This is a genomic window from Micromonospora sp. WMMD1219 (genome assembly GCF_049315215.1).
Taxonomy (GTDB): Bacteria; Actinomycetota; Actinomycetes; order Mycobacteriales; family Micromonosporaceae; genus Micromonospora; species Micromonospora tulbaghiae.
Genome location: NZ_CP186057.1, coordinates 2,325,536 through 2,348,660, shown reverse-complemented (window position 1 = coordinate 2,348,660; position 23,125 = coordinate 2,325,536). Strand labels below are relative to the sequence as shown.

General features: G+C 74.6%; 25 protein-coding genes. 9 read left to right on the top strand and 16 right to left on the bottom strand.

What is annotated here, in order from left to right; translation table 11 throughout:
* The first annotated feature begins 238 nt into the window (after positions 1-238).
* The gene (locus ACN27C_RS11270; protein WP_120572973.1) at positions 239-1,543 is read left to right on the top strand and encodes a sensor histidine kinase; all 1,305 of its coding nucleotides are present in this window, start codon (positions 239-241) and stop codon (positions 1,541-1,543) included.
* Between the two features lie 102 nt (positions 1,544-1,645).
* Positions 1,646-2,302 (top strand): LuxR C-terminal-related transcriptional regulator, encoded by a 657-nt coding sequence (locus ACN27C_RS11265; RefSeq protein ID WP_120572972.1) that lies wholly within the window; start codon positions 1,646-1,648, stop codon positions 2,300-2,302.
* Between the two features lie 9 nt (positions 2,303-2,311).
* On the opposite strand, the gene ACN27C_RS11260 is transcribed toward ACN27C_RS11265, so the two are convergent.
* From ACN27C_RS11260 to ACN27C_RS11250, 3 genes are read right to left on the bottom strand one after another with little or no spacing between them, the layout of a single operon-like run.
* Entirely contained in the window at positions 2,312-2,953 is a 642-nt protein-coding gene (locus ACN27C_RS11260; protein WP_422751615.1) for an HAD family hydrolase, read from the bottom strand.
* 24 nt (positions 2,954-2,977) lie between these two features.
* On the bottom strand, positions 2,978-3,232 hold the full coding sequence (locus ACN27C_RS11255; protein ID WP_013288752.1) for a glutaredoxin family protein: 255 nt from the start codon (positions 3,230-3,232) through the stop codon (positions 2,978-2,980).
* Positions 3,222-4,898: an AMP-binding protein gene (locus tag ACN27C_RS11250; RefSeq protein ID WP_422751109.1), complete on the bottom strand. Its 1,677-nt coding sequence runs from the start codon at positions 4,896-4,898 to the stop codon at positions 3,222-3,224. Before ACN27C_RS11250 ends, ACN27C_RS11255 begins: the two co-directional genes overlap by 11 nt.
* Positions 4,899-5,393: 495 nt before the next feature.
* Here ACN27C_RS11250 and ACN27C_RS11245 point away from each other — a divergent pair, with 495 nt between their 5' ends.
* The 3 genes from ACN27C_RS11245 to ACN27C_RS11235 all read left to right on the top strand — a co-directional run bounded on the left by ACN27C_RS11245 (position 5,394) and on the right by ACN27C_RS11235 (position 8,512).
* On the top strand, positions 5,394-6,368 hold the full coding sequence (locus ACN27C_RS11245) for an ECF subfamily RNA polymerase sigma factor, BldN family (protein WP_422751108.1): 975 nt from the start codon (positions 5,394-5,396) through the stop codon (positions 6,366-6,368).
* Positions 6,369-6,660: 292 nt separating this feature from the next.
* Positions 6,661-7,521: a DUF5667 domain-containing protein gene (locus ACN27C_RS11240; RefSeq protein ID WP_422751107.1), complete on the top strand. Its 861-nt coding sequence runs from the start codon at positions 6,661-6,663 to the stop codon at positions 7,519-7,521.
* A gap of 112 nt (positions 7,522-7,633) precedes the next feature.
* A complete protein-coding gene (locus ACN27C_RS11235; RefSeq protein WP_422751106.1) occupies positions 7,634-8,512 on the top strand; it encodes an HAD family hydrolase in 879 nt (292 codons plus the stop codon).
* Positions 8,513-8,528: 16 nt separating this feature from the next.
* Here the strand turns inward: ACN27C_RS11235 and ACN27C_RS11230 are convergent, their stop codons facing one another.
* The 11 genes from ACN27C_RS11230 to ACN27C_RS11180 form a co-directional block, all read right to left on the bottom strand.
* Positions 8,529-9,386: a lysophospholipid acyltransferase family protein gene (locus ACN27C_RS11230; protein ID WP_422751614.1), complete on the bottom strand. Its 858-nt coding sequence runs from the start codon at positions 9,384-9,386 to the stop codon at positions 8,529-8,531.
* A 362-nt stretch (positions 9,387-9,748) separates the two neighbouring features.
* Positions 9,749-10,822 (bottom strand): NAD-dependent epimerase/dehydratase family protein, encoded by a 1,074-nt coding sequence (locus ACN27C_RS11225; protein ID WP_120572965.1) that lies wholly within the window; start codon positions 10,820-10,822, stop codon positions 9,749-9,751.
* A 120-nt stretch (positions 10,823-10,942) separates the two neighbouring features.
* Positions 10,943-11,044: a 30S ribosomal protein bS22 gene (locus ACN27C_RS11220; protein ID WP_007465623.1), complete on the bottom strand. Its 102-nt coding sequence runs from the start codon at positions 11,042-11,044 to the stop codon at positions 10,943-10,945.
* 221 nt (positions 11,045-11,265) lie between these two features.
* Positions 11,266-11,475, bottom strand: a complete 210-nt coding sequence (locus ACN27C_RS11215; RefSeq protein ID WP_013288759.1) for a helix-turn-helix domain-containing protein — start codon at positions 11,473-11,475, stop codon at positions 11,266-11,268.
* Positions 11,476-11,677: 202 nt separating this feature from the next.
* Positions 11,678-12,862: an ABC transporter permease gene (locus ACN27C_RS11210; protein WP_422751105.1), complete on the bottom strand. Its 1,185-nt coding sequence runs from the start codon at positions 12,860-12,862 to the stop codon at positions 11,678-11,680.
* A complete protein-coding gene (locus ACN27C_RS11205; RefSeq protein ID WP_422751104.1) occupies positions 12,859-13,755 on the bottom strand; it encodes an ABC transporter ATP-binding protein in 897 nt (298 codons plus the stop codon). Before ACN27C_RS11205 ends, ACN27C_RS11210 begins: the two co-directional genes overlap by 4 nt.
* Positions 13,752-15,149 carry an efflux RND transporter periplasmic adaptor subunit gene (locus ACN27C_RS11200; RefSeq protein ID WP_422751103.1) on the bottom strand — a complete coding sequence of 466 codons (1,398 nt, stop codon included), beginning with the start codon at positions 15,147-15,149 and terminating at the stop codon, positions 13,752-13,754. Before ACN27C_RS11200 ends, ACN27C_RS11205 begins: the two co-directional genes overlap by 4 nt.
* A gap of 29 nt (positions 15,150-15,178) precedes the next feature.
* Positions 15,179-16,855: a hypothetical protein gene (locus ACN27C_RS11195; protein ID WP_422751102.1), complete on the bottom strand. Its 1,677-nt coding sequence runs from the start codon at positions 16,853-16,855 to the stop codon at positions 15,179-15,181.
* Between the two features lie 115 nt (positions 16,856-16,970).
* Positions 16,971-17,306 carry a YrdB family protein gene (locus ACN27C_RS11190; RefSeq protein WP_422751101.1) on the bottom strand — a complete coding sequence of 112 codons (336 nt, stop codon included), beginning with the start codon at positions 17,304-17,306 and terminating at the stop codon, positions 16,971-16,973.
* Positions 17,303-17,872: a TetR-like C-terminal domain-containing protein gene (locus ACN27C_RS11185; protein WP_358177600.1), complete on the bottom strand. Its 570-nt coding sequence runs from the start codon at positions 17,870-17,872 to the stop codon at positions 17,303-17,305. Before ACN27C_RS11185 ends, ACN27C_RS11190 begins: the two co-directional genes overlap by 4 nt.
* A complete protein-coding gene (locus tag ACN27C_RS11180; RefSeq protein ID WP_422751100.1) occupies positions 17,865-18,659 on the bottom strand; it encodes an alpha/beta fold hydrolase in 795 nt (264 codons plus the stop codon). The genes ACN27C_RS11185 and ACN27C_RS11180 overlap by 8 nt, the downstream gene beginning before the upstream one ends.
* A 76-nt stretch (positions 18,660-18,735) precedes the next feature.
* Here ACN27C_RS11180 and ACN27C_RS11175 point away from each other — a divergent pair, with 76 nt between their 5' ends.
* The gene (locus tag ACN27C_RS11175) at positions 18,736-19,140 is read left to right on the top strand and encodes a VOC family protein (protein ID WP_120572958.1); all 405 of its coding nucleotides are present in this window, start codon (positions 18,736-18,738) and stop codon (positions 19,138-19,140) included.
* A gap of 1 nt (position 19,141) precedes the next feature.
* Here the strand turns inward: ACN27C_RS11175 and ACN27C_RS11170 are convergent, their stop codons facing one another.
* A complete protein-coding gene (locus ACN27C_RS11170; protein WP_120572957.1) occupies positions 19,142-20,062 on the bottom strand; it encodes a proline dehydrogenase family protein in 921 nt (306 codons plus the stop codon).
* A gap of 127 nt (positions 20,063-20,189) precedes the next feature.
* Between ACN27C_RS11170 and ACN27C_RS11165 the strand changes: the two genes are divergently transcribed.
* From ACN27C_RS11165 to ACN27C_RS11155, 3 genes are read left to right on the top strand one after another with little or no spacing between them, the layout of a single operon-like run.
* Complete coding sequence (locus ACN27C_RS11165; protein WP_233585676.1) at positions 20,190-20,465, top strand: hypothetical protein; 276 nt, start codon at positions 20,190-20,192, stop codon at positions 20,463-20,465.
* 1 nt (position 20,466) lies between these two features.
* Positions 20,467-21,633, top strand: a complete 1,167-nt coding sequence (locus ACN27C_RS11160; RefSeq protein ID WP_120572955.1) for a glutathionylspermidine synthase family protein — start codon at positions 20,467-20,469, stop codon at positions 21,631-21,633.
* A gap of 19 nt (positions 21,634-21,652) precedes the next feature.
* On the top strand, positions 21,653-22,219 hold the full coding sequence (locus ACN27C_RS11155) for a CGNR zinc finger domain-containing protein (protein WP_018787720.1): 567 nt from the start codon (positions 21,653-21,655) through the stop codon (positions 22,217-22,219).
* A 52-nt stretch (positions 22,220-22,271) separates the two neighbouring features.
* On the opposite strand, the gene ACN27C_RS11150 is transcribed toward ACN27C_RS11155, so the two are convergent.
* A complete protein-coding gene (locus ACN27C_RS11150) occupies positions 22,272-23,078 on the bottom strand; it encodes a sugar phosphate isomerase/epimerase family protein (protein ID WP_199733150.1) in 807 nt (268 codons plus the stop codon).
* Between the last annotated feature and the right edge of the window lie 47 nt (positions 23,079-23,125).

The window sequence follows — 23,125 nt, the reverse complement described above, 5'->3', positions numbered from 1 at the left end:
AGCTCGCGACGCGCCTTCACCTGCCCCTCCATTCCCGCAAGATCGATCAACCGCGTCTCTCGGCGGCGCGTGGCGATTATTGCTCAATCCAGACTTCCCTGACCAATCGCGCGGGGCCCGTAGCGCTCCGTGACCGGCGTGGCGAGGCGAGTCTCACGTTTTCAGTAGGGACAACCCCACCCCCGAAAGGCCAGCGTGCGGGATGGGTGGGCGGGCCGCGCGCCCATAGCCTCGAACCATGACCGCCGTACCACTCGCCACCGCGCCCACTCCGCTGTCTCCCGTCCGGGGCCTCCTGCGCCGCCTCGGCCGCGACACCACCTACGTACTGGTGGGCTTCCCGCTGGCGCTCGTCAGCTTCGTGCTGGCAGTGGTGGGGATCTCACTCAGCGCCGGGCTACTGGTGATCACGCTCGGCCTGCCGATCCTCGCCGGCTTCCTCTACGCGGCCCGCGGACTGGCCGACATCGAGCGGCTCCGGCTCGCCGGGGTGCTGGACCGGCCCCGGGTACGCCCCGTCTACCGCAGGCCGGAGCCGGGCGCCGGGTTCTGGCGCCGGGTGTTCACCCCGATCCGGGACGCGCAGTCGTGGCTCGACCTGCTGCACGCCTTCGTCCGGCTGCTCGTGGCGGTGCCCACGTTCGTGCTGCTGGTGGTCTGGTGGGTGCTGGCCCTGGGCGGCACGCTCTACATCACCTACGACTGGGCCATCCCGCGCGGGCCGGGCGAGCAGGATCTGAGCCAGCTCCTCGGGATGGGCGACGGCGCCGGCGCGCGGATCACCCTGAACACCGCGATCGGGCTGTTCGCCCTGTTCACCCTCCCGCTGGTGGCGCGCGGCTGCGCCCGGCTCCAGGCCGGGCTGGCGTACTCGCTGCTCACCGGCGTGGCCGAGATGCGGCAGCGGATCGTCACGCTGGAGGAGCAGAAGCGGGCCGCCGCCTCGGCCGAGGCGGTCGCGCTGCGCCGGCTGGAGCGCGACATCCACGACGGTCCGCAGCAGCGGCTGGTCCGGCTCGCCATGGACCTCGGCCGGGCCCGCCACCAGCTCGCCGCCGACCCGGAGGCGGCCCGGCAGACGCTCGACGAGGCGGTCGCGCAGACCCGGGAGACGCTGGACGAGCTGCGTGCCCTGTCCCGGGGCATCGCGCCGCCGATCCTGGTCGACCGGGGCCTGCCCAGCGCGCTCGCCGCGCTCGCCGCCCGCGCCCTGGTACCCACCGAGCTGGCCGTGGACGACGACCTGGGCACCGCCGCCGGGCGGCTCGACCCGGGGCTGGAGAGCACCGCGTACTTCGTGGTGGCCGAGGCCCTGACGAACGTGTCGAAGCACAGCCGGGCCACCGCCTGCCGGGTGGAGGTCACCCGGAAGGTGGGCCGGCTGGAGATCACCGTCACCGACGACGGGGCCGGCGGGGCGCACCTGGCCAAGGGGCACGGCCTCAGCGGCATCGCCGACCGGGTCCGGGCGGCGGGCGGCACCCTGGAGGTGGACAGCCCGGCCGGCGGGCCGACCCGGATCCACGCCGAGCTGCCGAGGTGACCCGGTTCGCCCGGACTCCGGGCCGTCGCGCGGTGGCGTGGCGCGCCCGGGATCCGGGCCGCCGGGCCGGCACGGGGTCCGGGCGTGATAGACACCGGACCCATGCGGGTGGTGATCGCGGACGACGCCGTACTGCTCCGGGAGGGGCTGGTCCGGCTGCTGACCGAGTACGGGCACGAGGTGGTGGCGGCCGTCGGTGACGGTGACGCGCTGGTCGAGGCGGTGGTGGCGCACCGGCCCGACGTCTCGGTGGTGGACGTGCGGATGCCGCCGTCGCACACCGACGAAGGACTGCGCGCCTCGGTGGAGGCCCGCCGCCGGGTGCCCGGTACGCCGATCCTGGTGCTGTCCCAGTACGTCGAGGTGTCGTACGCCGACGACCTGCTGGACACCGCGGGCGGAGCCGGCGGCGGGATCGGCTACCTGCTCAAGGACCGGGTCGCCGCGATCGACGAGTTCCTGGACGGCCTGGCCCGGGTGGCGGCCGGCGGCACCGTGCTCGACCCGGAGGTGATCAGCCAGTTGCTGGTCCGGCGGCGGCGCGACGACCCGCTGGCGTCGCTGACGCCGCGCGAGCGCGAGGTGCTGGCGCTGATGGCCGAGGGCCGCTCGAACACCGCCATCGCCCGGACGCTCGTGGTCAGCGACGGCGCGGTCGAGAAGCACGTCCGCAACATCTTCACCAAGCTCGACCTGCCCCCGGACGCGACCACCCACCACCGCCGCGTCCTGGCCGTCCTGGCCCACCTGCGCGCCTGACCGGGCGGGTCAGGCGAGCGTGCGGGCCAGTGTCACCGCCTCGGTGAGCGTGTCGGCGGCCGGGTGGCCGCTGCCGCGCAGCCGGTCCGGGTCGGACAGGCCACCGGTGTAGAGGACGCAGCGGGCACCGACCGAGGCGGCCGCCTCGGCGTCGTCGAGCGAGTCGCCGATCAGCACCACCTCGTACCCGCCCAGCCCCAGCTCGGCCAGGTGCTTCTCCAGCCACTCGGCCTTGCGCCCGCCGCCGACTGTGGCGCGCAGCCCGTCCACCCGGCGGAAGTGCGGCGTCAGCCCGTACGTGTGCACGGTCGGCACCAGCTCGTCGTGGAACCACATGGACAGCAGCGACTGGCTGCCCTCCCAGGACTCGATCGCGGCGGTGGCGTCGGCGGCCAGGGCGCAGGTGGTCAGCCCGGCCCGGTACGCGTCGTGGAACACCCGGTCCAGCGTCCCGAACGCCTCGGCGTCCACGGCCCGGCCGAGCATCTCGGCGTAGTAGTCGGCGATCGGCCGCCGGAACCGCACCCGGTGCTCGGCCGCGGTGACCGCCGGCCCGCCGGCGCTGGCGAAGGCGACGTTCGTGGCCTGGACCACCAGGTCGAGGTCGTCGAGGAGCGTTCCGTTCCAGTCCCACACGAGGTGGCGTCGCATACCCGTCACCCGAGCACCATAGTGCTAGAGCTGCGGCGTGGTCAGATCGCGCAGCAGCCGGTCCTCCTCGACCCGCCAGTAGCCGTGCTCCTTGCCGTCGAGCAGCACCACCGGCAGCCGGTCGCCGTAGTCGCGCTCCATCTCCAGGTCCCCGGTCACGTCCCGCTCGACCCAGCGGTCGCCGGTGACCGCCACCACCCGGTCGAGCGCGGCCTTCGCGTCGTCGCACAGGTGGCAGCCGGGCCGGGTGATCAGAATGAGCCTCGGGTCACTGGACATCGGATACCTCCGTGCGGATCTCGGTCGGCGACGCCGGCGACGGCACCGCGGGCGCCGGGCGCAGTTCCGTCTTGCGTACCTTCCCGATCGCCGAGTACGGCAGGCTGTCGACGAACTCGACGGCGGTCGGGCACTTGAACCGGGCCAGGTTACGCGCGCAGTGGGCGAGCAGTTCCTCCGCCGTCACCGGCGGGCCGGCCGCCCGGACCACGTACGCCCGCACAGTCTCGCCGGTCCGCGGGTGCGGCACGCCCAGGACGGCCGACTCGGCCACCCCGGGGTGCGCCTGGAGCACCAGCTCCACCTCGTGCGGGTAGACGTTGAAGCCGTTGACCAGGATCAGCTCGCCGAGCCGGTCGACCAGGAACAGGTCGCCGTCGCCGTCGGCGTACGCCACGTCACCGGTGGCCCACCAGCCGTCCGGGTCCGGCCCGCCCCGCCCGTCCGGCCAGTAACCGGCGAACAGGTTCGGTCCGCGCACCACGATCTGCCCGGGGTCGGTGCCGCCCGGCTCGTCGGACAGGTCCATCTCGTCCTCGTCCGGGGCGTCGGCGGGCACCCCGTCGCGCCACAGCTCGGTGCCGTCGGACCCGGTCAGGCGCAGCCCGACGCCGGGCAGCGGGCGGCCGATCGAGCCCGGTTTCGGCTCGCCGCCGACGAGCGTCGAGGTGAGCACCGGCGCGGTCTCGGTGAGCCCGTAGCCGACGTGCACCGGGTGCCCGGTCAGCTCGGTGAAACGCGCGCCGGCCGCGAGCGGCAGCGGCGCCGCGCCGCACACCGCGACGCGCACGGAGGCGAGCGCCGCGGCCGGGTCACGCGCCGCCTCGGCCCAGGTCAGGAACATCGACGGTACGCCGACGAGCACCGTGACCCGGTGCCGGGCGATCTCGTCCAGCGCACCGGCCGGGCCGGGCTCGTCGACGAGCACGCCTGTCGCGCCGTGCCGCACGACGGCGCCGAGCACGGAGTTCAGCCCGTACGCGTGGAACAGCGGAAGGGCGAGCAGCACGACGTCGCCGGGGCCGACCACAGGTGGTTCGATGCGGTCGACCTGGTCGTGGTTGGCGGCGAGCGCCCGGTGCGACAGCATCGCGCCCTTGGGCCGGCCCTCGGTGCCGGAGGTGTAGAGCAGGACGGCCAGGTCGTCACCGGAGCGGGCCGGGAACCGAGACGGTGGGTCGTCGCCGGCGACCGGCGGCGCGGTGTGCACGGCGCGCAGGGCGGGCAGCTCGGCGGCGTCCACCCGCGCGGCCACCTCGGGCGCGCCGACCAGCACGGCGGCGCCGGAGTCGGCGAGCACGTGCCGCAGCTCGCGTGCGGTGAGCGTGGGGTTGACCGGTACGGCCACCAGTCCGGCCCGGAGCGCGGCGAGGTACGTGACGACGAAGTCCGGTGTGTTGCCGAACGCGATCGCCGCCCGGGGCGGGTGGCCGGTGGCGTCGGCCGGTGGCGCGTCGGCGAGCAGCGCTCGGGCGGTGGCGGTGACCGCGTCGTCCAGCTCGGACCAGGTCAGCGTCCGGTCGCGCCAGTGCAGCGCGGCCCGGTCGCCCCGCCGCGCGGCGGCGTCGCAAAGCCGGTCGGCGAGGTTCGGCGCGGAGCTTTCGGCGGCGTCCTGCACGGTGGCTGAGTCTGGCACAGCCGGGTCCGCCGGGCCATGCCCGAACACCGCGTGGGGTCCGCCGCACGGGACTGCAATTGCCGTACGGTGGGATTCCTGACCACGGGATGAGGATCTCCACCGATGCCGGGGCGGGCAGCCGGAGTCGACCCGGCCGCACCCCTCCCGCGACACGCCGAGCGAAAAGAAAATCGGCTCCGACCAGGACTTTCCACTCCGGACCAGGTTCCGGCGCGAAAGTCAACCACACACGACGGACAACGGGTCCGCCATGTGTGCGACCTGGCGGGAAATACTTCCGCTCTGTGTAACGGACTTGCCACGCGTGGGTGACGTTGGCCCTATCATCACTCGGGTCGGCTCACCCCATTTGCCGTGAGTCGACACCCCTCAGCCCGAGGAGGCCCCCGTGCCCGTGAGCGCATTGGACCAGCACCTCAAGGGGATCTGCCGCCCGCCGGCACGTCCCGACCCGGCCGTGCCCGACCGGGTGACACCCGGTCCTCCGGCGCGGTCCCTGTCCGCTCAGCCTGGGGAGGCGCGGTGACCACCTTCGGTTACGCCGAACGACCGGCCGGCGTCACCGGCCCGACGCAGCGCAACCCGCTCAACGAGCGCGCGGACCCCCCCGGCCCACGGGGCGCCGACGGACAGCTCGCGGTACGCGGCGACGGGCGGCGGGTACGCAGCCGCGCGCACCACACGAACGAGGCGCCGCCCCGCCCCGCGACCCCGGGCGGCAACGCGAAGCCCGCGACCGGCCGCCTGGGCAGCCCGACCCGCCCGACCATGCCGGCCCAGGCGCGGCGCGGCGACGCGGCGACCGGGGCCGAGCCGTCCGCCGCCGAGACCGCTGTCCTGCCGGCGGTGACCACCGGCGACACCGCCGTCCTGCCCGCCGTGCCGGCCGCCGCGCCCGCCACCGGCTTCCCCAGCCGCCCCGACCCGTCCGACCCGGCCACGGAGGTGTGGACGCTGGTCGAGCGCGCGCAGGCCGGCGAGTCCGAGGCGTTCGGGCTGATCTACGACCGGTACGTCGACACCGTCTTCCGGTTCGTCTACTTCCGGGTCGGCAACCGTCAGCTCGCCGAGGACCTCACCTCCGACACGTTCCTGCGGGCACTCAAGCGGATCGGCAGCTTCACCTGGCAGGGGCGCGACCTCGGCGCCTGGCTGGTCACCATCGCCCGCAACCTGGTCGCCGACCACTTCAAGTCCGGGCGCTACCGCCTGGAGGTCACCACCGGTGACGTCCTGGACGCCGACCGGGAGGACCGCGGGCCCGAGGGCAGCCCGGAGGCGGCGGTGGTGGAGCACATCACGAACGTCGCCCTGCTGACCGCCGTCAAGCAGCTCAACCCGGAGCAGCAGGAGTGCATCGTGCTGCGGTTCCTCCAGGGCTTCTCGGTGGCCGAGACGGCCCGGGCCATGGGCAAGAACGAGGGCGCCATCAAGGCTTTGCAATACCGGGCGGTCCGGGCGCTGGCCCGGCTGCTGCCCGACGGCTTCCACTCCTGAGCGGCAGACACACCCGTCCTTCTCCACCGGCGCAGACGCCGGGCGCTGTCGTGTGCCCGACGCCTTAGGCGAGCCGATCACTCTTGGTGATTTCGCCGCCGTCCCAGCCGTAACCGGCGACCGGCGCGGTCCGTTTCTCCGGGTGCGACCAGTGGTTGTCCCGGCGTCCCCCGGGCCACCCGGTCCGGCGGGTCAGGTCGGCCGTCCCGGTCGGCTCTGCGCCACACGCTGCCACCGGTCGCTGGTGACGACGACGGCCGCCCGGCCGTGACCAGCGAGAGGGGGTGCCGCGGTGGACAGCGACCTCTTCTCCCGTCGGCGGGCCGAGCGCTTCGCGCAACTCCTCGACGAGGCCAACGGCGGACGCCGGCACCACGTCCGGTCCAAGGCGGACGGTGAACTCACCGCACTCGTCGAGGTGAGCCGCCGGCTCACCACCGAGCGGCCCGACGTCGAGGTGGACGCCGAGTTCCGTACCGGCCTGCGGGCGATGCTCGTGGCCACCGCCGAACGCGAGGGCATCGGGACGCCGGCCAGGACCACCACCACGAGCGGGGTACGCGGCGCGCTGCTGCCCGCCATCACCGGCCGCCGGGCGCGGGCCCGGGGCGCGATCCTGGTCGGCGTGGCCGCCGGGGCGGTCGCCCTGTCCGGCATCTCAGCCGCCAGCGAGAACGCGCTGCCCGGTGACGCCCTGTACGGCATGAAGCGCTCCACCGAGCGCGCCCAGCTCGCGCTCGCCAGCTCGGACATCAGCCGCGGGCAGCTCTTCCTCGACTTCGCCCGCACCCGGCTCGACGAGGCCGCCTCGGTCCGCGACGACCGGCTCGGCTTCAGCGCCGTCCTCGACGACATGGACGCGGACACCCGCCAGGGCGTACGCCTGCTGACCACCGTCGCCGCGCAGCGCTCCGACCCGGCGGCGCTGGACGCGGTGGACACGTTCCTGGCCGGCCAGCGCCGGGTGGTCAGCGGCCTGCTCGACCGGCCCGACCACGCCGACCGGGACCGCACCCGCCGCTCGCTGTCCCTGCTCGACGCGGCGGGCAAGCGCGCCGACGCGCTCCGCGAGGCGATCGCCTGCGGGCTGCCCGCGCCGCAGGCCAGCGACATGCTCGGGCCCGCTCCGGCCACCTGCCCGGCCGACCGCTGAGCGGCGGACGCCTACCGCGCCACACTTCTCCCGGCGGACACCCGGCCGTCACATCGTGCCGGATACGCTCGACGCGGAGGGCGTACGCGGTCGTCGAGGCAGGGAGGTCGCCGTGGCCGGAAGCCGGAAGGTGACCGTCAGCACCGACGCGCACGGGCACACCGCGGGCTGGTCGGAGGCCCCGTCGGCACCGGCGACCACAGTCACGCCCGACCCCACGGCCGCCGCGTTCTTCGACGTGGACAACACGATGATGCAGGGCGCGTCGATCTACTGGTTCGCCCGCGGGCTGGCCGCCCGGAAGTACTTCACCACCGGTGACCTGGCCCGGTTCGCCTGGCAGCAGGCCCGGTTCCGGCTGCTCGCCACCGAGCACGCGGGCGACATGTCGCAGGCCAAGGAGGCCGCGCTCGCCTTCGTCGAGGGCTGGCGGGTCGACGACATGGAACGCCTCGCCGACGAGATCTTCGACGAGCTGATGGCGCCGCGCATCTGGGCCGGCACCCGTCGCCTGGCCCAGCGTCACCTCGACGCGGGTGAGCGGGTCTGGCTGGTCAGCGCCGCCCCGGTGGAGATCGGCCGGGTGATCGCGGCCCGGCTCGGCCTGACCGGCGCGATCGGCACGGTGGCCGAGGTGGTCGACGGCGCGTACACCGGGCGGCTGGTCGGTGACCTGATGCACGGGCCGGCGAAGGCCGAGGCGGTCACCCAGCTCGCCGCCGTGGAAGGGCTGGACCTGGCCCGGTGCGCGGCCTACAGCGACTCGGCGAACGACCTGCCGATGCTCCGCGCGGTCGGCCGTGCGGTGGCGGTCAACCCCGATCCGGCGCTGCTGCGGCAGGCCCGCGAGCAGGGCTGGGACGTGCGCGACTTCCGCACCGGGCGCCGGGCCGTACGCATCGCCGTGCCCTCCACCGCGGCGGCCGGGCTGCTCGCCGGCGCGGTCACGGCCGGCCTGGCGCTGCACCGGCGCCGCCACCGCGACGCCTGAACCGGCGCGGCCCGGCTCAGGGGCCGAACGGGTCCGGCCGGCGTTCGAGCAGCTTGTGCAGCGTCTGCTGGATCGTCTCCCGCACCTGGTCGGCGAGGTTGAACACCACGAGCGGGTCGTCCGCCGCGTCGCGCAGGTGCGCGGTCGGGATCGGCGGGCAGAACTCGATCAGCCACTTGCTCGGCAGCGGGACCATGCCCAGCGGCCCCAGCCAGGGGAACGTCGGCGTGACCGGGAAGTACGGCAGTTTGAGCAGCCGGGCCAGCGGCTTGATGTCGGCGAGCATCGGGTAGATCTCCTCGCCGCCGACGATCGCCACCGGGACGATCGGCGTCCCGGTCCGCAGCGCGGCCGAGACGAACCCGCCCCGCCCGAAGCGCTGGAGCTTGTAGCGGTCGGCGTAGAGCTTGCCGACGCCCTTGAAGCCCTCCGGGAACACGCCCACCAGTTCCCCGTTGCCGAGCAGCCGCTCCGCGTCCGGGTTGCACGCGACGGTGCCGCCGGTCTTGCGCGCTATCTCGGAGACGACGGGCATCCGGAACACCAGGTCGGCGCCGAGCAGCCGCAGGTAGCGGTGCGCCGGGTGCCGGTCGTGCAGCGCGGTGGAGAGGATCAGCGCGTCGAGCGCCACAGTGCCGGAGTGGTTGCCGACGACCAGGCCGGCGCCCTCGGCGGGCACGTGCTCGATGCCGGTGACCTCAGTGCGGAACCAGTCCCGGTAGAGCAGCCGGACCAGCGGGTGGACCACCGCGTCGGTCAGGTCGGGGTCGAAGCCGAACTCGTCGACCTCGTAGTCGCCGGCGAGCCGCCGCCGCAGGAACGCCAGCCCCTGCGCCACCTTGCGGTCCCAGTGGTCCCCCGGCCGGTCGGCCACGGCCGGGCCCGGCGGCGTGTCACCGGCCGGCGCGTTCCCGGTCGGCGCCGCGTCCGCGGGCGCCTGCCGCGCGACGGCCTTTTTGGCGGCGGTCTTCTTGGCGACGGCCTTCTTCGCCACGGCCTTCTTGGCCACCGTCTTCTTCGCCGGCTGCTGCGGCGTGGCCGGGCTCGGAACGCCCGCGTCGGCGGCGCCCGGCTCGTCGGTGGAGGTGTCCGGCTCGTCGTCCATCGCCGGCGCGGCCGGGCGGGCGGACGGTGCGGTCACCCGGCGGTGCCCGTTGCGCCGCGCCGGCTCCGCGCCCGGATCCGGCACACCCAGCGGTACGTCGTAGCGCGCGTCACGCCGCTCGTCGGGGCTGCTCACGAGCGCTCCCGCACCGACGAGCGGACCTGCCGGATGCTCTCCAGCACCAACTGCTCGGCGGCGGCGAGCTGGTCCCGGGTGACCACGACGCCGCCGTGGTGGGCGCGGATGAAGTCGTCGAACGCGGCGGCGGTCGAGCGGGGCGTGAAGCCGTACTCCCGCTCCAGTCGGCTGGTGTCCACCACCCGACCGTGCACGAAGAGGTCCACCTGGTCCAAGCCGTACCCGCCGAAGCCCAGACTGCGGGCGATGGCGGCGACCCCGGCCAGGCCCGGTTCCAGCACCGGCACCGCCACCCGGCCGGCCCGGCGGATCGCCTGCGACAGCGACAGCACTCCCGGCCCGGCGACGTTGTACGTGCCCGGGTGGTCCTCGGCGACGGACCGGTGCAGCACCTCCAGCGCGTCGTCGAAGTGCACGAACTGCAGGCGCGGGTCGCGGCCGAAGACGGTGGGCACCACCGGCTGGGAGAAGTAGCGGGTGAGCGTGGTGTCGGCGGCGTACCCGATGAACGGCGCGAAGCGCAGCACCGTCGCGGTGACGTCGGGCCGGCGGCGGCGGAACCCGCGGACGTACCCCTCGATGTCGAGGATGTCGCGGCCGAAACCGCCGCGCGGCACCTCCCGCGGCTCGGTCTCCTCGGTGAAGACGGCCGGATCGCGGAACGACACCCCGTACGCGGCGGTGGACGAGCGGACCACCAGCTTGCGCAGCCGGGGCGCGCGTTGCGCGGCGGCGAGCAACTGCATGGTGCCGATGACGTTCTGTTCCTTCATCCCCGCCCGGCCGCCCTGCTGCGGGTCGGGGGCGGTGACGAGCGCCAGGTGCACCACCGTGTCGACGTCGAGGTCGAGCAGGAGGCCGCCGAGCGAGTCGAGGTCCAGGCGGATCCGTTCGACGTCGGAGAGCAGGTCGGTCAGTTCGGGGTTGGGTGGCGCCGGGTCGACCCCGATGACGCGCTCGATGCGCTCGTCGGCGGCGAGCCGGGCGGCCACGTGGGCGCCGAGCCAGCGACCGACCCCGGTGACGACGACGACCCCCGGGGCACCGGAGGTGTCACCGGGGGTCATGTCGTGCGCCTAGCGCGGCAGGCGGGATCGAGCCGGGACGTCCACGGCCTGATCACCTGAGCCTCCGAGGGTCGACAGTTGGCAAGTGGTGCCGGGTGCCGGGCCAGTGCCCGGCCCCGGTCACTTGCCGAGACGGCGACGCTGGACGCGGGTCTTGCGCAGCAGCTTGCGGTGCTTCTTCTTAGCCATGCGCTTGCGGCGCTTCTTGACCACCGAGCCCATACGACAGCCTTTCGATGCAACGTGCGGGGCGGACCGGACGGCACCACCACGGGTGGCGCCGTGACCGCTTGCGGACAACGGACCGGACCAGCGTGGTGGGCAGGGCACACCAGAGAGCGGTCACGGTCGTGGCCCAGCCTAACCGGAGTGCGTCAGCAGGACCAACGCGCCCCCGTCGATGCCCCTTTTCGTCGTACTCGGCGGACCGGCGCGGCGAGAGCTCAGGCGGACTCCTGGAAGGCGCCCCGGAGGTATTCGTGCACGGCGTGCTCGGGCACCCGGAACGACCGGCCGACCCGCACGGCGGTCAGCTCACCGCTGTGCACGAGGCGGTAGACGGTCATCTTGGAGACCCGCATGACCGTCGCCACCTCGGCGACGGTCAGGAACCTGACATCCGACAGCCGTGCGTCGGACTGCGACCCGGCCATGGCTCACCGACCCATTCCCGTGCCCGGCGCGTGTCACCGGGCAGGTGTTCCCGCCTCGACGAGCGACGCGCGTGTAACCAGTACGGTAGCGGGACGGCTGTGACCTGCGCGATCCCTTCCACCCTTTGATCATGGCGAGACAGCCGTTCACCCGATGTCCACCAGGGCTTTTTCGCCCGGACGGGTGTCTCGTCCGATCCGGCTACTCGGCGCGCAGCGCCACCACCGGGTCGAGCCGCCCGGCCCGCTGCGCCGGCACCACGCCGAAGACGATGCCGACCGCCGCGGAGACGCCGAACGCCAGCGCCAGCGACCACCAGGTGATCGCCGCCGGGATCGGCGAGAACGCGTCCACGAGCAGCGCGGTGCCCACGCCCAGCGCCATCCCGGTCAGGCCGCCCACCGAGGTGAGCAGCACCGCCTCCAGCAGGAACTGCACGCCGATGTCGCGGGGGCGGGCGCCCACCGCCTTGCGCAGCCCGATCTCGCGGGTCCGCTCGCGTACCGAGACCAGCATGATGTTGGAGACACCGACGCCGCCGACCAGCAGCGAGATGCCCGCGATGGCCGCCAGCACACCGGTCAGTACGCCCAGGATGTCGCCGAGCACGCCGAGGATCTGCCGCTGGGTGACGGCGCTGAACTCGGTGTCCGGGTGCCGGCGGGACAGCTCCGCCACGATCCGGTCACCGAGTTCGTCGATCCGCTCCCGGTCCGGCGCGTTCACCGCGATGCCGTCGATGCGCTGCGTGCCCCACAGCCGTTGCGCCGCCGTCACCGGTACGTGCACCTCGTCGTCCCGGTCCACGCCGAGGCTCTGCCCGAGCGGGGCGAAGACGCCGATCACCCGGAACCGCACGCCGGCCAGCGTGACCTGCTGGCCGAGCGGGTCACGGTCGGGGAACAGCGACCGGGCCACCGAGTCGCCGAGCACCGCCACCCGGCGGCTGGTGTCCACGTCCGCCCCGGTGAGGTAGCGGCCCCGCGACAGCGACCGGGTGAACACCGACGGGGTGGTCTCCAGGACGCCCTGCACGGTGGTGAAGTCGGAGCGGTTGCCGGCCCGCGCGGTCGCGCCGGAGGCCACCGTGACGGCGACCCGGCCGGGGTCGCCGACCACCCGGGAGACCGCGTCGGCGTCGCTGAGGTCCAGCGGCGAGACCACCGGCGCGTTGCCCACCTCGATCCGGCCCGGCACCACCAGCAGCAGGTTCGAGCCGAGCCCTTCGACCTGCTGCTCGACCTGCTGTTTCGTGCCGGTGCCGATGGCCACCAGGATCACCACCGAGGCCACCCCGATGATCACCCCGAGCATGGTCAGCAGGCTGCGCATCCGGTTGGCCCGCAGCGCGTCCGACGCCACCCGCCACGCCTCGGCCAGCCTCATCCGGCGTCGCCCTCGCCTCGCGGGAGGCGGCCGTCCGACCGGGGAAGGCGCTCCTCGTCCCGCGGAAGGCGCCCGGTGGCTCCGGTGGCGCCACCGGGGCCACCGGGCGGGTGCCCCGGACCGCTTCCGGACGCGGACCGGGGCTCCGCGCTGGGAGCGGGGTCCAGTGTCGCAGGTACGCCGGAGCCGTCCGACGGCGGTCGATCATGAAGGCTGTCGGACCGGATCAGCCCGTCCCGTACCGCGATGCGCCGGTGCGCCCGGGCGGCCACCTCCTGGTCGTGGGTCACCATCACCAACGCCACCCCGGACTCGGCGTTCAGCCGTTCCAGCAGCTCCAGCACCGCCTCGCCGGTGGCGCTGTCCAGGTTGCCGGTCGGCTCGTCGGCGAGCAGCACCGCCGGCTCGGTGACCAGCGCCCGGGCGATCGCCACCCGCTGCTGCTCGCCGCCGGAGAGCTGGTTGGGCCGGTGGTGCAGCCGGTGGCCGAGCCCCACCCGGCCCAGCATCGCCGCCGCCCGCTCCCGCCGCTGCCGCGCCCCGACACCCCGGTAGACCAGCGGCAACGCTACGTTGTCCACAGCCGACGTACGGGCCAGCAGGTGGAACGCCTGGAACACGAAGCCGATGGTCTCGTTGCGCAGCGTCGCCAGTTCCGGGGCGGTGAGCGTGGTCACGTCCCGCCCGCCGATCACCAGCCGGCCGCCGCTGGGCCGGTCCAGCCCGCCGAGCAGGTGCATCAGCGTCGACTTGCCCGAGCCGGACGGCCCGATCACCGCCACGTACTCGCCCTGGTCGATGGTGAGCGACACCCCGCGCAGCGCGGACACCGACACCCCGTCCAGCTCGTACGTGCGCCAGACGTCGACCGCCTCGACCGCCGGTACGGTCACGGCAGTTCCTGGCCGTCGCGCACCTGGTCGGCCCCGCGCACGACCACCCGGTCACCGGCCCGTACGCCGTCGACGATCTGCACCAGGTCCTGCCCCTGCACGCCCACCGTCACCGGCACCCGGCCGGCCCGGCCGTCGCGCAGCACCCAGACCGCGTCCCGGCCGTCGGCGGAGAACACGGCCGACGCCGGCACCGCCACCGCGTCGGCGGCCTCCCGCACCCGCAGCCGCACCACCGCGTTCATGCCGGGCCGGGGCGCCGGTGCCGCCTCGGCCTCACCGAGGCGTCCGGCACCGAGGTCGAGCCGGACCCGGTAGGTCACACCGCCCCGCGCCGAGCTGGTGGGCAGCACGTCCACCGAGCGCACAGTCGCGTCGTACGTCGCGCCGGTCACCGCGTCCAGCTCGACCGACGCGGGCACCCCGGCCCGGACCAGCAGCACGTCGGTCTCGTCCACCTCGGCGAGCAGGCCGAGCCGGCCGATGTCCACCACCGTGAGCACCGGCGTGCCGGCGGTGACCCGGCCACCGGCCGGGATCGCGTCGTCCACGCCCGGCGGCGGGCCGCCCTGCCCGCCCGTGCCCAGCGCCGACGGGTCGAGACCGGGCACCGCCGCGCCACCGGCCGCACCGAGCAGCCCGGCCAGGTCGGCCGGCGCCGCCGACCGGGTGCCGCCCGGCTGCACCACACCGGCGATCGGCGCGCGCAACGTCAGCGCGTCCACAGTCGCCTTCGCCAGGTCGTACGCCTGCTGGGCCTGGAGTCGTTGCGCGGCCGACAGCGCGCCGACGGCGCTGTTCAGGCCCGCGACGCCGCGCTGCACCTGGGCGACCGCCCGGTCGGCGGCGCGGGCGGCGGACTCGTACTGCCGCTGCGCCGAGGAGACCTGGAGCAGCAGCGCGGCGCGTACCTGCGGGTCGCCGACCTTGCCGGCGGCGACGCGGGCGGCGGCGAACGCCTCGTCGGCGGCCCGGTCGGTGCCGCGCCGGCTGCCGCCCAGGTCGCCCGTGCCGGCGCCCCGCCCGGCCCGCTTCGCCGCACGCAGCGCGTCCCGCGCCTTCGCCAGGCGGTCCCGGGCCGACGGCGAGTCGATCACCGCGAGCACCTGCCCCCGGGTCACCCGCTGTCCCGGCTGGACCCGCAGGCGGGCCAGCGTGCCGTCGGCCGGTGCGGTGAGCGTTGCCGCGGCCCGCGCGGTCACCGTGGCCGGGGCGTCGATCACCTCGCTGACCGGCGCGCGCCCCACCTCGGCGACGGTGACCGCCGGTGCGTCGTCGCCGCAGGACGCGGCGGTCGTGCCGGTCAGCGCGACGACGGCGAGCACGACGGTGACGAGACGGGGGCGGCGGGCCGCGGGCAGCCGCGGCGAGGGAGTGCGGGCCACCCGGCCCATGCTACGACCCGTCGACAGGCGTCGACGTGTCAGCCGACGACGGCCCGGACGTAGGTGACGCAGTCGTCGTGCAGCATCGACCACGGGTCGCCGAACACCTCGTCGGCGGCCTGCTCCGGGGTCCGGCCCTGGTGCACCACGGCCCGGTAGAAGTCCAGCATCCGCTGCTCGCCGTACCTGTCGACCAGATGCCGCACGGCCAGGTAGCCGACGCCGTACGCGCCGCCGACCCGGTCGTCGCTCGCGTCGTCGGCGGGCGCCACCGCGTCCAGCCGCCCCGACCACCCGCCGCGCAGCAGGTCCCGCACCTCGGTCAGACCGTCGTAGCGGTGCACAGGCTGCCCGTCGGCACCGGCGTACTCGGCCAGCCCCTCCACCAGCCACCAGTCCGCGCGGTCGGCGTAGCCCCGGTCGGGCAGCGAGGCGGCGTGGGTCAGCTCGTGCCGGAGCAGGTCGTCGAGGCCGGCCGGGGTGACGATCTGGGCGTTGAGCACCACGTCGTGGCGTCCACCCCCGACACCCACCGCGTAGCCGGCGGTCCACTTCGGCCGCCCGCCGCCGTACCAGCGCTGCCACTCGCCCTTCCCGGCGTAGTAGACGAGGTACCGGTCCGGCGGCCGGCCGCCGATCGCGTACCGGTCCGCGGCCCGGGCGGCGGTCTCGGCCTGTGCGAGCAGACCGGGCAGCTGGCTGCGCTGGGCCGGCGTGGTGGCCACCACCACCCGCTTGCCGACCGCCACCGCCAGGTCGTTCACCTGCCACGGGCGCACGCCCGCCGGGTCCGTCGACGACGGGTCCACGGCGGTCAACCGGGGCTCCTCCCCCGCCAGCCGCCAGCGCGTGCCCAGCTCCACTGTGCTCGGCGCGCACTCCGGCACCACGAAGCAGTAGCCGACGGTCACCGCGAACCGCCACTCCCCCGGCTTCCCGTCGACCGCCGCCGGTACCCCGTCCGCAGCCGACCGCCAGGTCGTGACCCGCAGTGCCCGCAGCGCCGCGTACCGGCGGCTCAGCGCGGGCCGGGCCGCCGGCTCGGCGATCGCGAGGAAACCGGCCCGGTCGGCGCCGACGAGCGCGGCGGCCTGCCGGTCCAGCAGCGCGAGCATCCGCTCGCCGAGCCGCCGCTGCGCCGCCGTGCCCGGGTCGTGCTTCGCGGCCGACCGCCCGGCCGCGTCCGGCGCCGACCCCCGCAGGAGTACGCCGGGCACCGCGCCCGCCACCAGGCCGAGCGCGAGTCCGAGCGCGGTCCAGAGCGGCCACCGCCGCCGTTGCCGCACCGTCCGCGCCGGGTCCGGCTTCGCCAGGGGTACGGGGCACGGCGCCGGACCAGCGGCGAAGTGCGGCAACGACGCCGCGTCCGGTGCCGGTGCCGGTGCCGGTGCCGGTGCCGGTGCCGGTGCGATGGTGTCGACGGCGGCGTCCACGCCGGCGGAGGTGGCGGCGGTTTCGGCGTGGGTGTCGTCAGCGCGGGCGTCGGCGGCGCGGGCGGCGTCGGCGGCGCGGGCGGCGTCGGCGCGGTCGGCGTCGGCGGTGGTTTCGGCGGCGCTGACGTCAGCGGTGCTCGCGTCGGCCGCGTGGTCGGCGCTGGCGCTGACGTGGACGGTGCTCGTGTCGGCGGCGCTCGCCTTGTCGGCGGCGTCGACGGTGGGACGAGGCTCGTCGCCGTCCGTCGTCCGGCCGGGAGGCTGCTCGTCGCCGTCGGTCACCGGCGAAGGGTACGACCAATCGGGCGTTCCGGGAAAGAGTCCCGCCGTGTTCCGCCTCGCCTCGAGATCTTGGTACGAAAGCGCCCTGATAGGGGCCGGTTCGTACCAAGATCTCTCAGACCGGGGTGCCGGTCAGCGTCAACGCCGTCTTGTCGGCTGCCCAGAGGGCCACCAGCGCGACGCCGGGGGCGGCGTGGCCGGCCAGGGCGAGCAGCACGCCGCCGGTCAGGAAGCAGGCAGCCTGGACGGCGAGCTTGGCCGGGTCGGGCAGCGTCACCGTGGCACGCGGTGAGCAGAACAGTCCCCACACCACGGCGATCACCAGCGGCGCGCCGAGTCCGGCGAGCAGGCGCAGCGGCCAGCCGGCGTCGAGCGTGAAGCCCCAGTACCCGGCCGAGCCCAGCACGGCCAGCTCCAGCAGGAAGATCACGCCCAGCCGCAGCGCGGTCATCGGTCCTCCCAGGAACGGTAGGCGCGGTCCAGACCCGCGATCATCTGGTCGAAGGAGCGGTCGGTGTCGCGGGGCAGCCCGAATCCGCCCGCCGCCTCCAGCGCGACGAAGCCGTGCACGGCGGCCCGGAACATCCGGATGGCGTCGGTCGCGGCGTCGCCGTCGAGGCCGTACCCGAGCAGGATGGCCCGGACCGCGCCGACCGCGCGTTCTCCGGCGGCCAGGTGGTCGGGGTCGGCCGGGTCGGGCGCCCGCTGGGCGGCCGGGTAGCGGCCGGGGTGCTGCCGCGCGTACGCCCGGTAGGCGGCGGCGACGGCGCGCAACGCGTCGCCACCGGCCCGGCCCGCGGCGGCGGCCGTGAGCACGTCGGCGATCTCGGCGGTGGCGAGCACGGCGAGCTTCTGGTGCAGCGCGTCCACACCCCGCACGTGCTTGTAGAGGCTCGGCAGCGCGACGCCGAGGCGGGCGGCGAGCGCGGCCAGCGTCAGCTTCTCGTAGCCGACCTCGTCGGCGAGCGCGGCGGCCTCCCGCACGACGGTCGCCGGGGTCAGGCCGGCCCTAGGCACGTGCGGTCGCCGCCAGGAACTCGACCAGGTCGGCGGCGGTGGCGTCGGGCTGGTCGGCGTGCGGGTAGTGCCCGGAGTCGGCGATCATCCGGGCCTCGGCGACGGCGAACAGCCGGCGCGCGGCCCGCGCCTCGGCGCCCGGGTCGGGGAAGTCCGGGTCCTTCGTGCCCATCAGCACCAGCACCGGGCGGCGCACCTCGGGCGCCCGCGCGGTCCAGTGCGGGTCGGCCGGCGCGATCACGCCGCGCACCGCGGCCATCCGCCCGCGCAGCTTGGCGACCAGCTCCTTGCGGTACGCGACGTCGTCCGCCGGGCGCCCGCACGGGAACAGCGTGCGGTGGAACAGCCCGAACAGGCGAGGGCTACGGAGTACGGCGGCCTGCGCGACCCGCATCAGCGGGTTCGGCTTCGGCGTGCCGACGAACGCGCCGATCTGCACGATGCCGCTGACCAGTTCCGGCGCCTCGGCGGCGGCGAAGACCACTGCGGCGGCGCTGGACGAGCTGCCGACCAGGGTGGCGGGCTCGCCGCCGAGCGCCCGCACCACGGCGAGCAGGTCGCCGCCGACGTGCTCGGGGGCGTACGTGGGCCAGTGCGGGCTGGAGTCGCCGTGCCCGCGGACGTCGACCGAGGCGACCCGGTAGCCGGCCGCGACCAGCCGGGGCGTCAGGTGCCGGAAGGCGGCCCGGTTCTCCCCCATGCCGTGCGCGAGGACCACGAGCGGTCCCGATCCGTGCACCTCGTACGCGATCGTGCCGCCGTCCCGCGCCATCTGGCTAACTGTCATAGCCATAAAGCTAATGTCATTAGCCAACCTCGTCAAGCTTGAACTCAACCCGAGGTGAGGTCGCACGATCCCGGGCATGCCGATCACCGCCGACACCCACGTACGCCTCGCCCGCCCGAGCCGCGACCTCGCCGCCGCCGAGCGGTTCTGGACGCAAGGGCTGGGCCTGGACGTGCTCTACCGGAGCGAGGGCGGTCACGCGGACGAGCACGACCTGGTGATGCTCGGCCTCCCCGGAGCCGGCTGGCACCTGGAGCTGGTCGGCGGTCCGACGCTCGCGGTCGAGCCGCGCCCCACCGGGGAGGACCTGCTCGTGCTCTACCTCGACGGCCCGGCCGACGACGAACTGGTCCCGAGACTGGAACGGGCCGGCGGGACCAGGGTCTCCGCCGGCCCGTACTGGGACAGGTGGGGTGTCACGTTGACCGACCCGGACGGCTACCGCCTCGTGCTGTGCACCCGGGCCTGGTCGAACGACTGACTCACTTCTTCGACAGCACCGCGCGGCCGAAGAACGCCAGGTTGGCCGGGCGCTCCGCAAGCCGGCGCATCAGGTAGCCGTACCACTGGTCGCCGTAGGGGACGTACGTCCGCACCGTGTAGCCCTCGCCGACCAGGCGCTGCTGCTCCTCCGGGCGGATGCCGTAGAGCATCTGGAACTCGAACCGGCCCGGGTCGCGGTCGAACCAGCGCGCCCGGTCCTCGCCGATCGCGATCAGCCGCGGGTCGTGCGTGGCGAGCATCGGGTAGCCGTCGCCGGACATCAGCACGTTCATGCAGCGCACGTACGACTTGTCCACCTCGCGGGCGGACTGGTACGCCACCGACTCCGGCTCCTTGTACGCGCCCTTGCACAGCCGCACCCGCGACCCCGCCGACGCCAGCTCCCGGCAGTCCGACTCGGTCCGCCGCAGGTACGCCTGGAGCACCGCGCCGGTCGACGGGTGGTCCTTGCGCAGCTTCGCCAGGATGTCCAGGGTCGAGTCGGTGGTGGTGTGGTCCTCCATGTCCAGCGTGACGGTGGTGCCCGCCGCGTCGGCCGCCGCGCAGATCGCCCGCGCGTTGTCGTACGCGAGCTGCTCGTCGAACATCTGGCCCAGCGCGGACAGCTTCACGCTGACCTCGGCGGCCGGGGTGAGCCCGGCGGCGCCGAGGCGGCTCAGCAGCGTGAGGTACTCGTCCCGGGTGGCGTTCGCCTGCTCCGGGGTGGTGGTGTCCTCGCCCAGGTAGTCGAGGGTGACCGCTTGGCCGTCGGCGACCAGCTCGCGGGTGGCGCGCAGCGCGTCGTCGGTAGCGGCGCCGGCGACGAACCGGCGGACGACGTCCCGGGTGAACGGGGCCGTCGCGACGAGCCGCTCCACCTGGGAAGACCGGGAGGCGGCGAGGATGACGGAACGGAGCATGAGCCGAGCGTAACGCTCACCACCGGGCCCCCGCCGGGTGCGTCCGAGGCCCGCCCCTCTCGCCCGCTCCCGCCCTCCGGCCCGGGCCGGGCACCCCCGGCTGGCGGGGATCGGCTACAACGTTCACGTGGATCGACGACACCCCCGGCGCCGGCTCCGCTCGGCCTCCGTGCAGCTCGGCGCGCTGACCGCGCTGGCCCTCGCGCTCTCCGGCTGCAACAACGGTTACGACGACGACGATGACGACTGCGCACTCGGCCCGGCCGGCGGGGGCGGCGACATCGTCGCCGTGGCCCTGCACGTGCCCGCGCCGGTCACGGCCGCTCGCGGCGAGCCGGCCCCGACCACCGCCCTGCCCGAGCGCGGCGGCTTCGGCACCCACCTCGCCTCCTGCGGCGGCTGACGTGCGCCGCGAGGCGAGCACGCCGCGCCCCGGCTGGGACGAGACCATCCGGGCCCAGGGCCTGGTGTACGTCGACACCGAGCTGCCCGACGGCGAGATCATGTCGTACTGGGACGAGACGGCGGCGTACTCGTTCACGCTGGACGAGGTGCTCCGGCTGGAGGAGGCCACGGAGGAGCTGCACCGGATGTCGGTGGCCGCCGCCGAGCACGTGGTGGCCCGCCGCCGGTACGCCGAGTTCGGCATCCCCGAGTGGGCCGCCGAGGCGGTCGCCCGCTCGCTGCGGGAGAACCCGCCGACGCTCTACGGCCGCTTCGACCTCTGGTACGACGGCAGCGGCCCGCCGAAGATGCTGGAGTACAACGCCGACACCCCGACCGCGCTGGTCGAGGCGAGCATCGTGCAGTGGTACTGGCTGGAACACACCCGCCCGGACGCGGACCAGTGGAACAGCCTGCACGAACGCCTGGTCGGCGCCTGGGCCAAGATCGGCGCCGGGCTGCACGAGCCGCGGGCGCACGTGCTGTGGTCCTCCGAGGAGGAGTCGGGCGAGGACCAGATCACCGCCGGCTACCTGGCCGAGACGGCCCGCCAGGCCGGGCTGGACGTGACGCTCATGCCGATCCAGCGGGTCGGCTGGGACGGGCGGCGCTTCGTCGACGCCGACGACCGGCCGATCACCACCTGCTTCAAGCTCTACCCCTGGGAGTGGATGCTGGCCGAGCCGTACGGGCGGCCGGCGCTGGACCCGGGCACGCCCACCACCTGGATCGAACCGGCCTGGAAGCTGCTGCTGTCGAACAAGGCGCTGCTGGCGGTGCTCTGGGAGATGTATCCGGGGCACGACTACCTGCTGCCCGCGTACCTGGACTCGCCGCGCGGCATGACCGAGTACGTGGCCAAGCCGCTGCTCGGCCGCGAGGGCGGCTCGGTACGCATCGTGACCGGCGACACGGAGATCACCAACCCGGGGATCTACGGCGACGAGGGCTTCTGCTTCCAGGAGTTCCGCGCGTTGCCCGAGTTCGAGGGCAACCGGACGGTGCTCGGGAGCTGGATCGTGGACGGCGAGTCGGCCGGCGCCGGCGTACGCGAGAGCGAGAGCCTCATTACTGACGGTTACGCGCGGTTCCTGCCCCACTACATCGACGCACCGCGTGTGCTCTGAGTCGTCTACCGTTGGTGTCGTGAACTTCGACGCGTACGCCCGGACCGGGGTCGAGCTCGTCAACGCCCGGCTGGACGACCTGGACGGCCTGCGGGCCGTCTTCTCGGACGAGCAGGGCTGGATGCGCGACGAGGTCGCGGAACGGGACCTGGCGATCTTCCGGCGGGCGCAGAAGCGCCTCCGGGACGTCTTCGAGTACGGCACCTCCGGCCGGGACAACGAAGCGGTGGCGGAGCTGAACGCGCTGCTGGAGGCGTTCCCGGTGCAGCCGCGGATCTCCGGCCACGACTCCTCCGACTGGCACATGCACGTGACCAGCCGGGGCGCGTCGGTCTCCTCGGAATACCTGGCCGGCGCGGTCTGGGGCCTGTCGGTGTGGCTGTGCGAGTACGGCAGCGCCCGCTTCGGGGTCTGCGCCGACGACCGCTGCGGCAACGTCTACCTGGACACCTCGTCCAACTGCTGCCGGCGGTTCTGCTCCGAGCGCTGCGCCACCCGCTCCCACGTGGCCGCGCACCGGGCCCGCAAGCGCGCAGCGGTCGGCGAGCAGGCCGTCCCGGCGCAGCCGCTGTCCCCGGTGAGCTGACCTCCGGCGTACGCCCCGGCCGCGTGCGAGCGGCCGGGGTGGCCCGTGCCGGTCAGACGTCGACCGGGGAGGGCGCGGTCAGGTTCGCCCGGGCGAACTCCAGCGACTCCCGCAGGTCCGCCTCGCGAACCGCGCGGCTCTTCGCGCCCCGGGTGGTCACCTCCACCGCCACCGAGCCGGTGAACCCCCGTCCGGCCAGCGAGCGGAGCATCTCCGCGCAGGGCTGACCGCCGCGACCGGGCACCAGGTGCTCGTCGCGCCCCTCGCCGGTGCCGTCGCCCAGGTGCACGTGCGCCAGCCCGGAACCCATCCGGTCGGCCATCGCCAACGCGTCCGTGTGCGAGGCCGCGCAGTGCGACAGATCCAGCGTGTACGAGGCGTAGCCGATCTCGGTCGGATCCCAGCCCGGCGCGTACGGGACGAACTGCCGCCCGGCCATCCGCACCGGGTACATGTTCTCCACCCCGAAGTGCAGGCCGCCGAACTGCCCGGCGATCGTGTCGAGCCCGTCGGCGAAGGTGCGCGCGTAGTCACGCTGCCAGGTGAACGGCGGGTGCACGACGACGGTCGGCGCCTCCAGCGTGTCGGCCAGCTCGGCGGCCCTGCGCAGCCGCTCCCACGGGTCGGGGCTCCACACCCGCTGGGTGACGAGCAGGCAGGGGGCGTGCACCGACAGCACCGGCACGCCGTAGTGCTCGGCGAGGCCGCGCAGCGCGCCCGCGTCCTGGCTGACCGGGTCGGTCCAGACCATCACCTCGATGCCGTCGTAGCCGAGCTCGGCGGCGAGCTGGAACGCCGCCGCGGTCCGTTCGGGGAAGACCGAGGACGTGGACAGGAGCACCGGAACGCGGTAGGTCACGCCTTCGAGGGTAGCCCCAACCGCCAGCGAGCATCGGGACGAGCAAC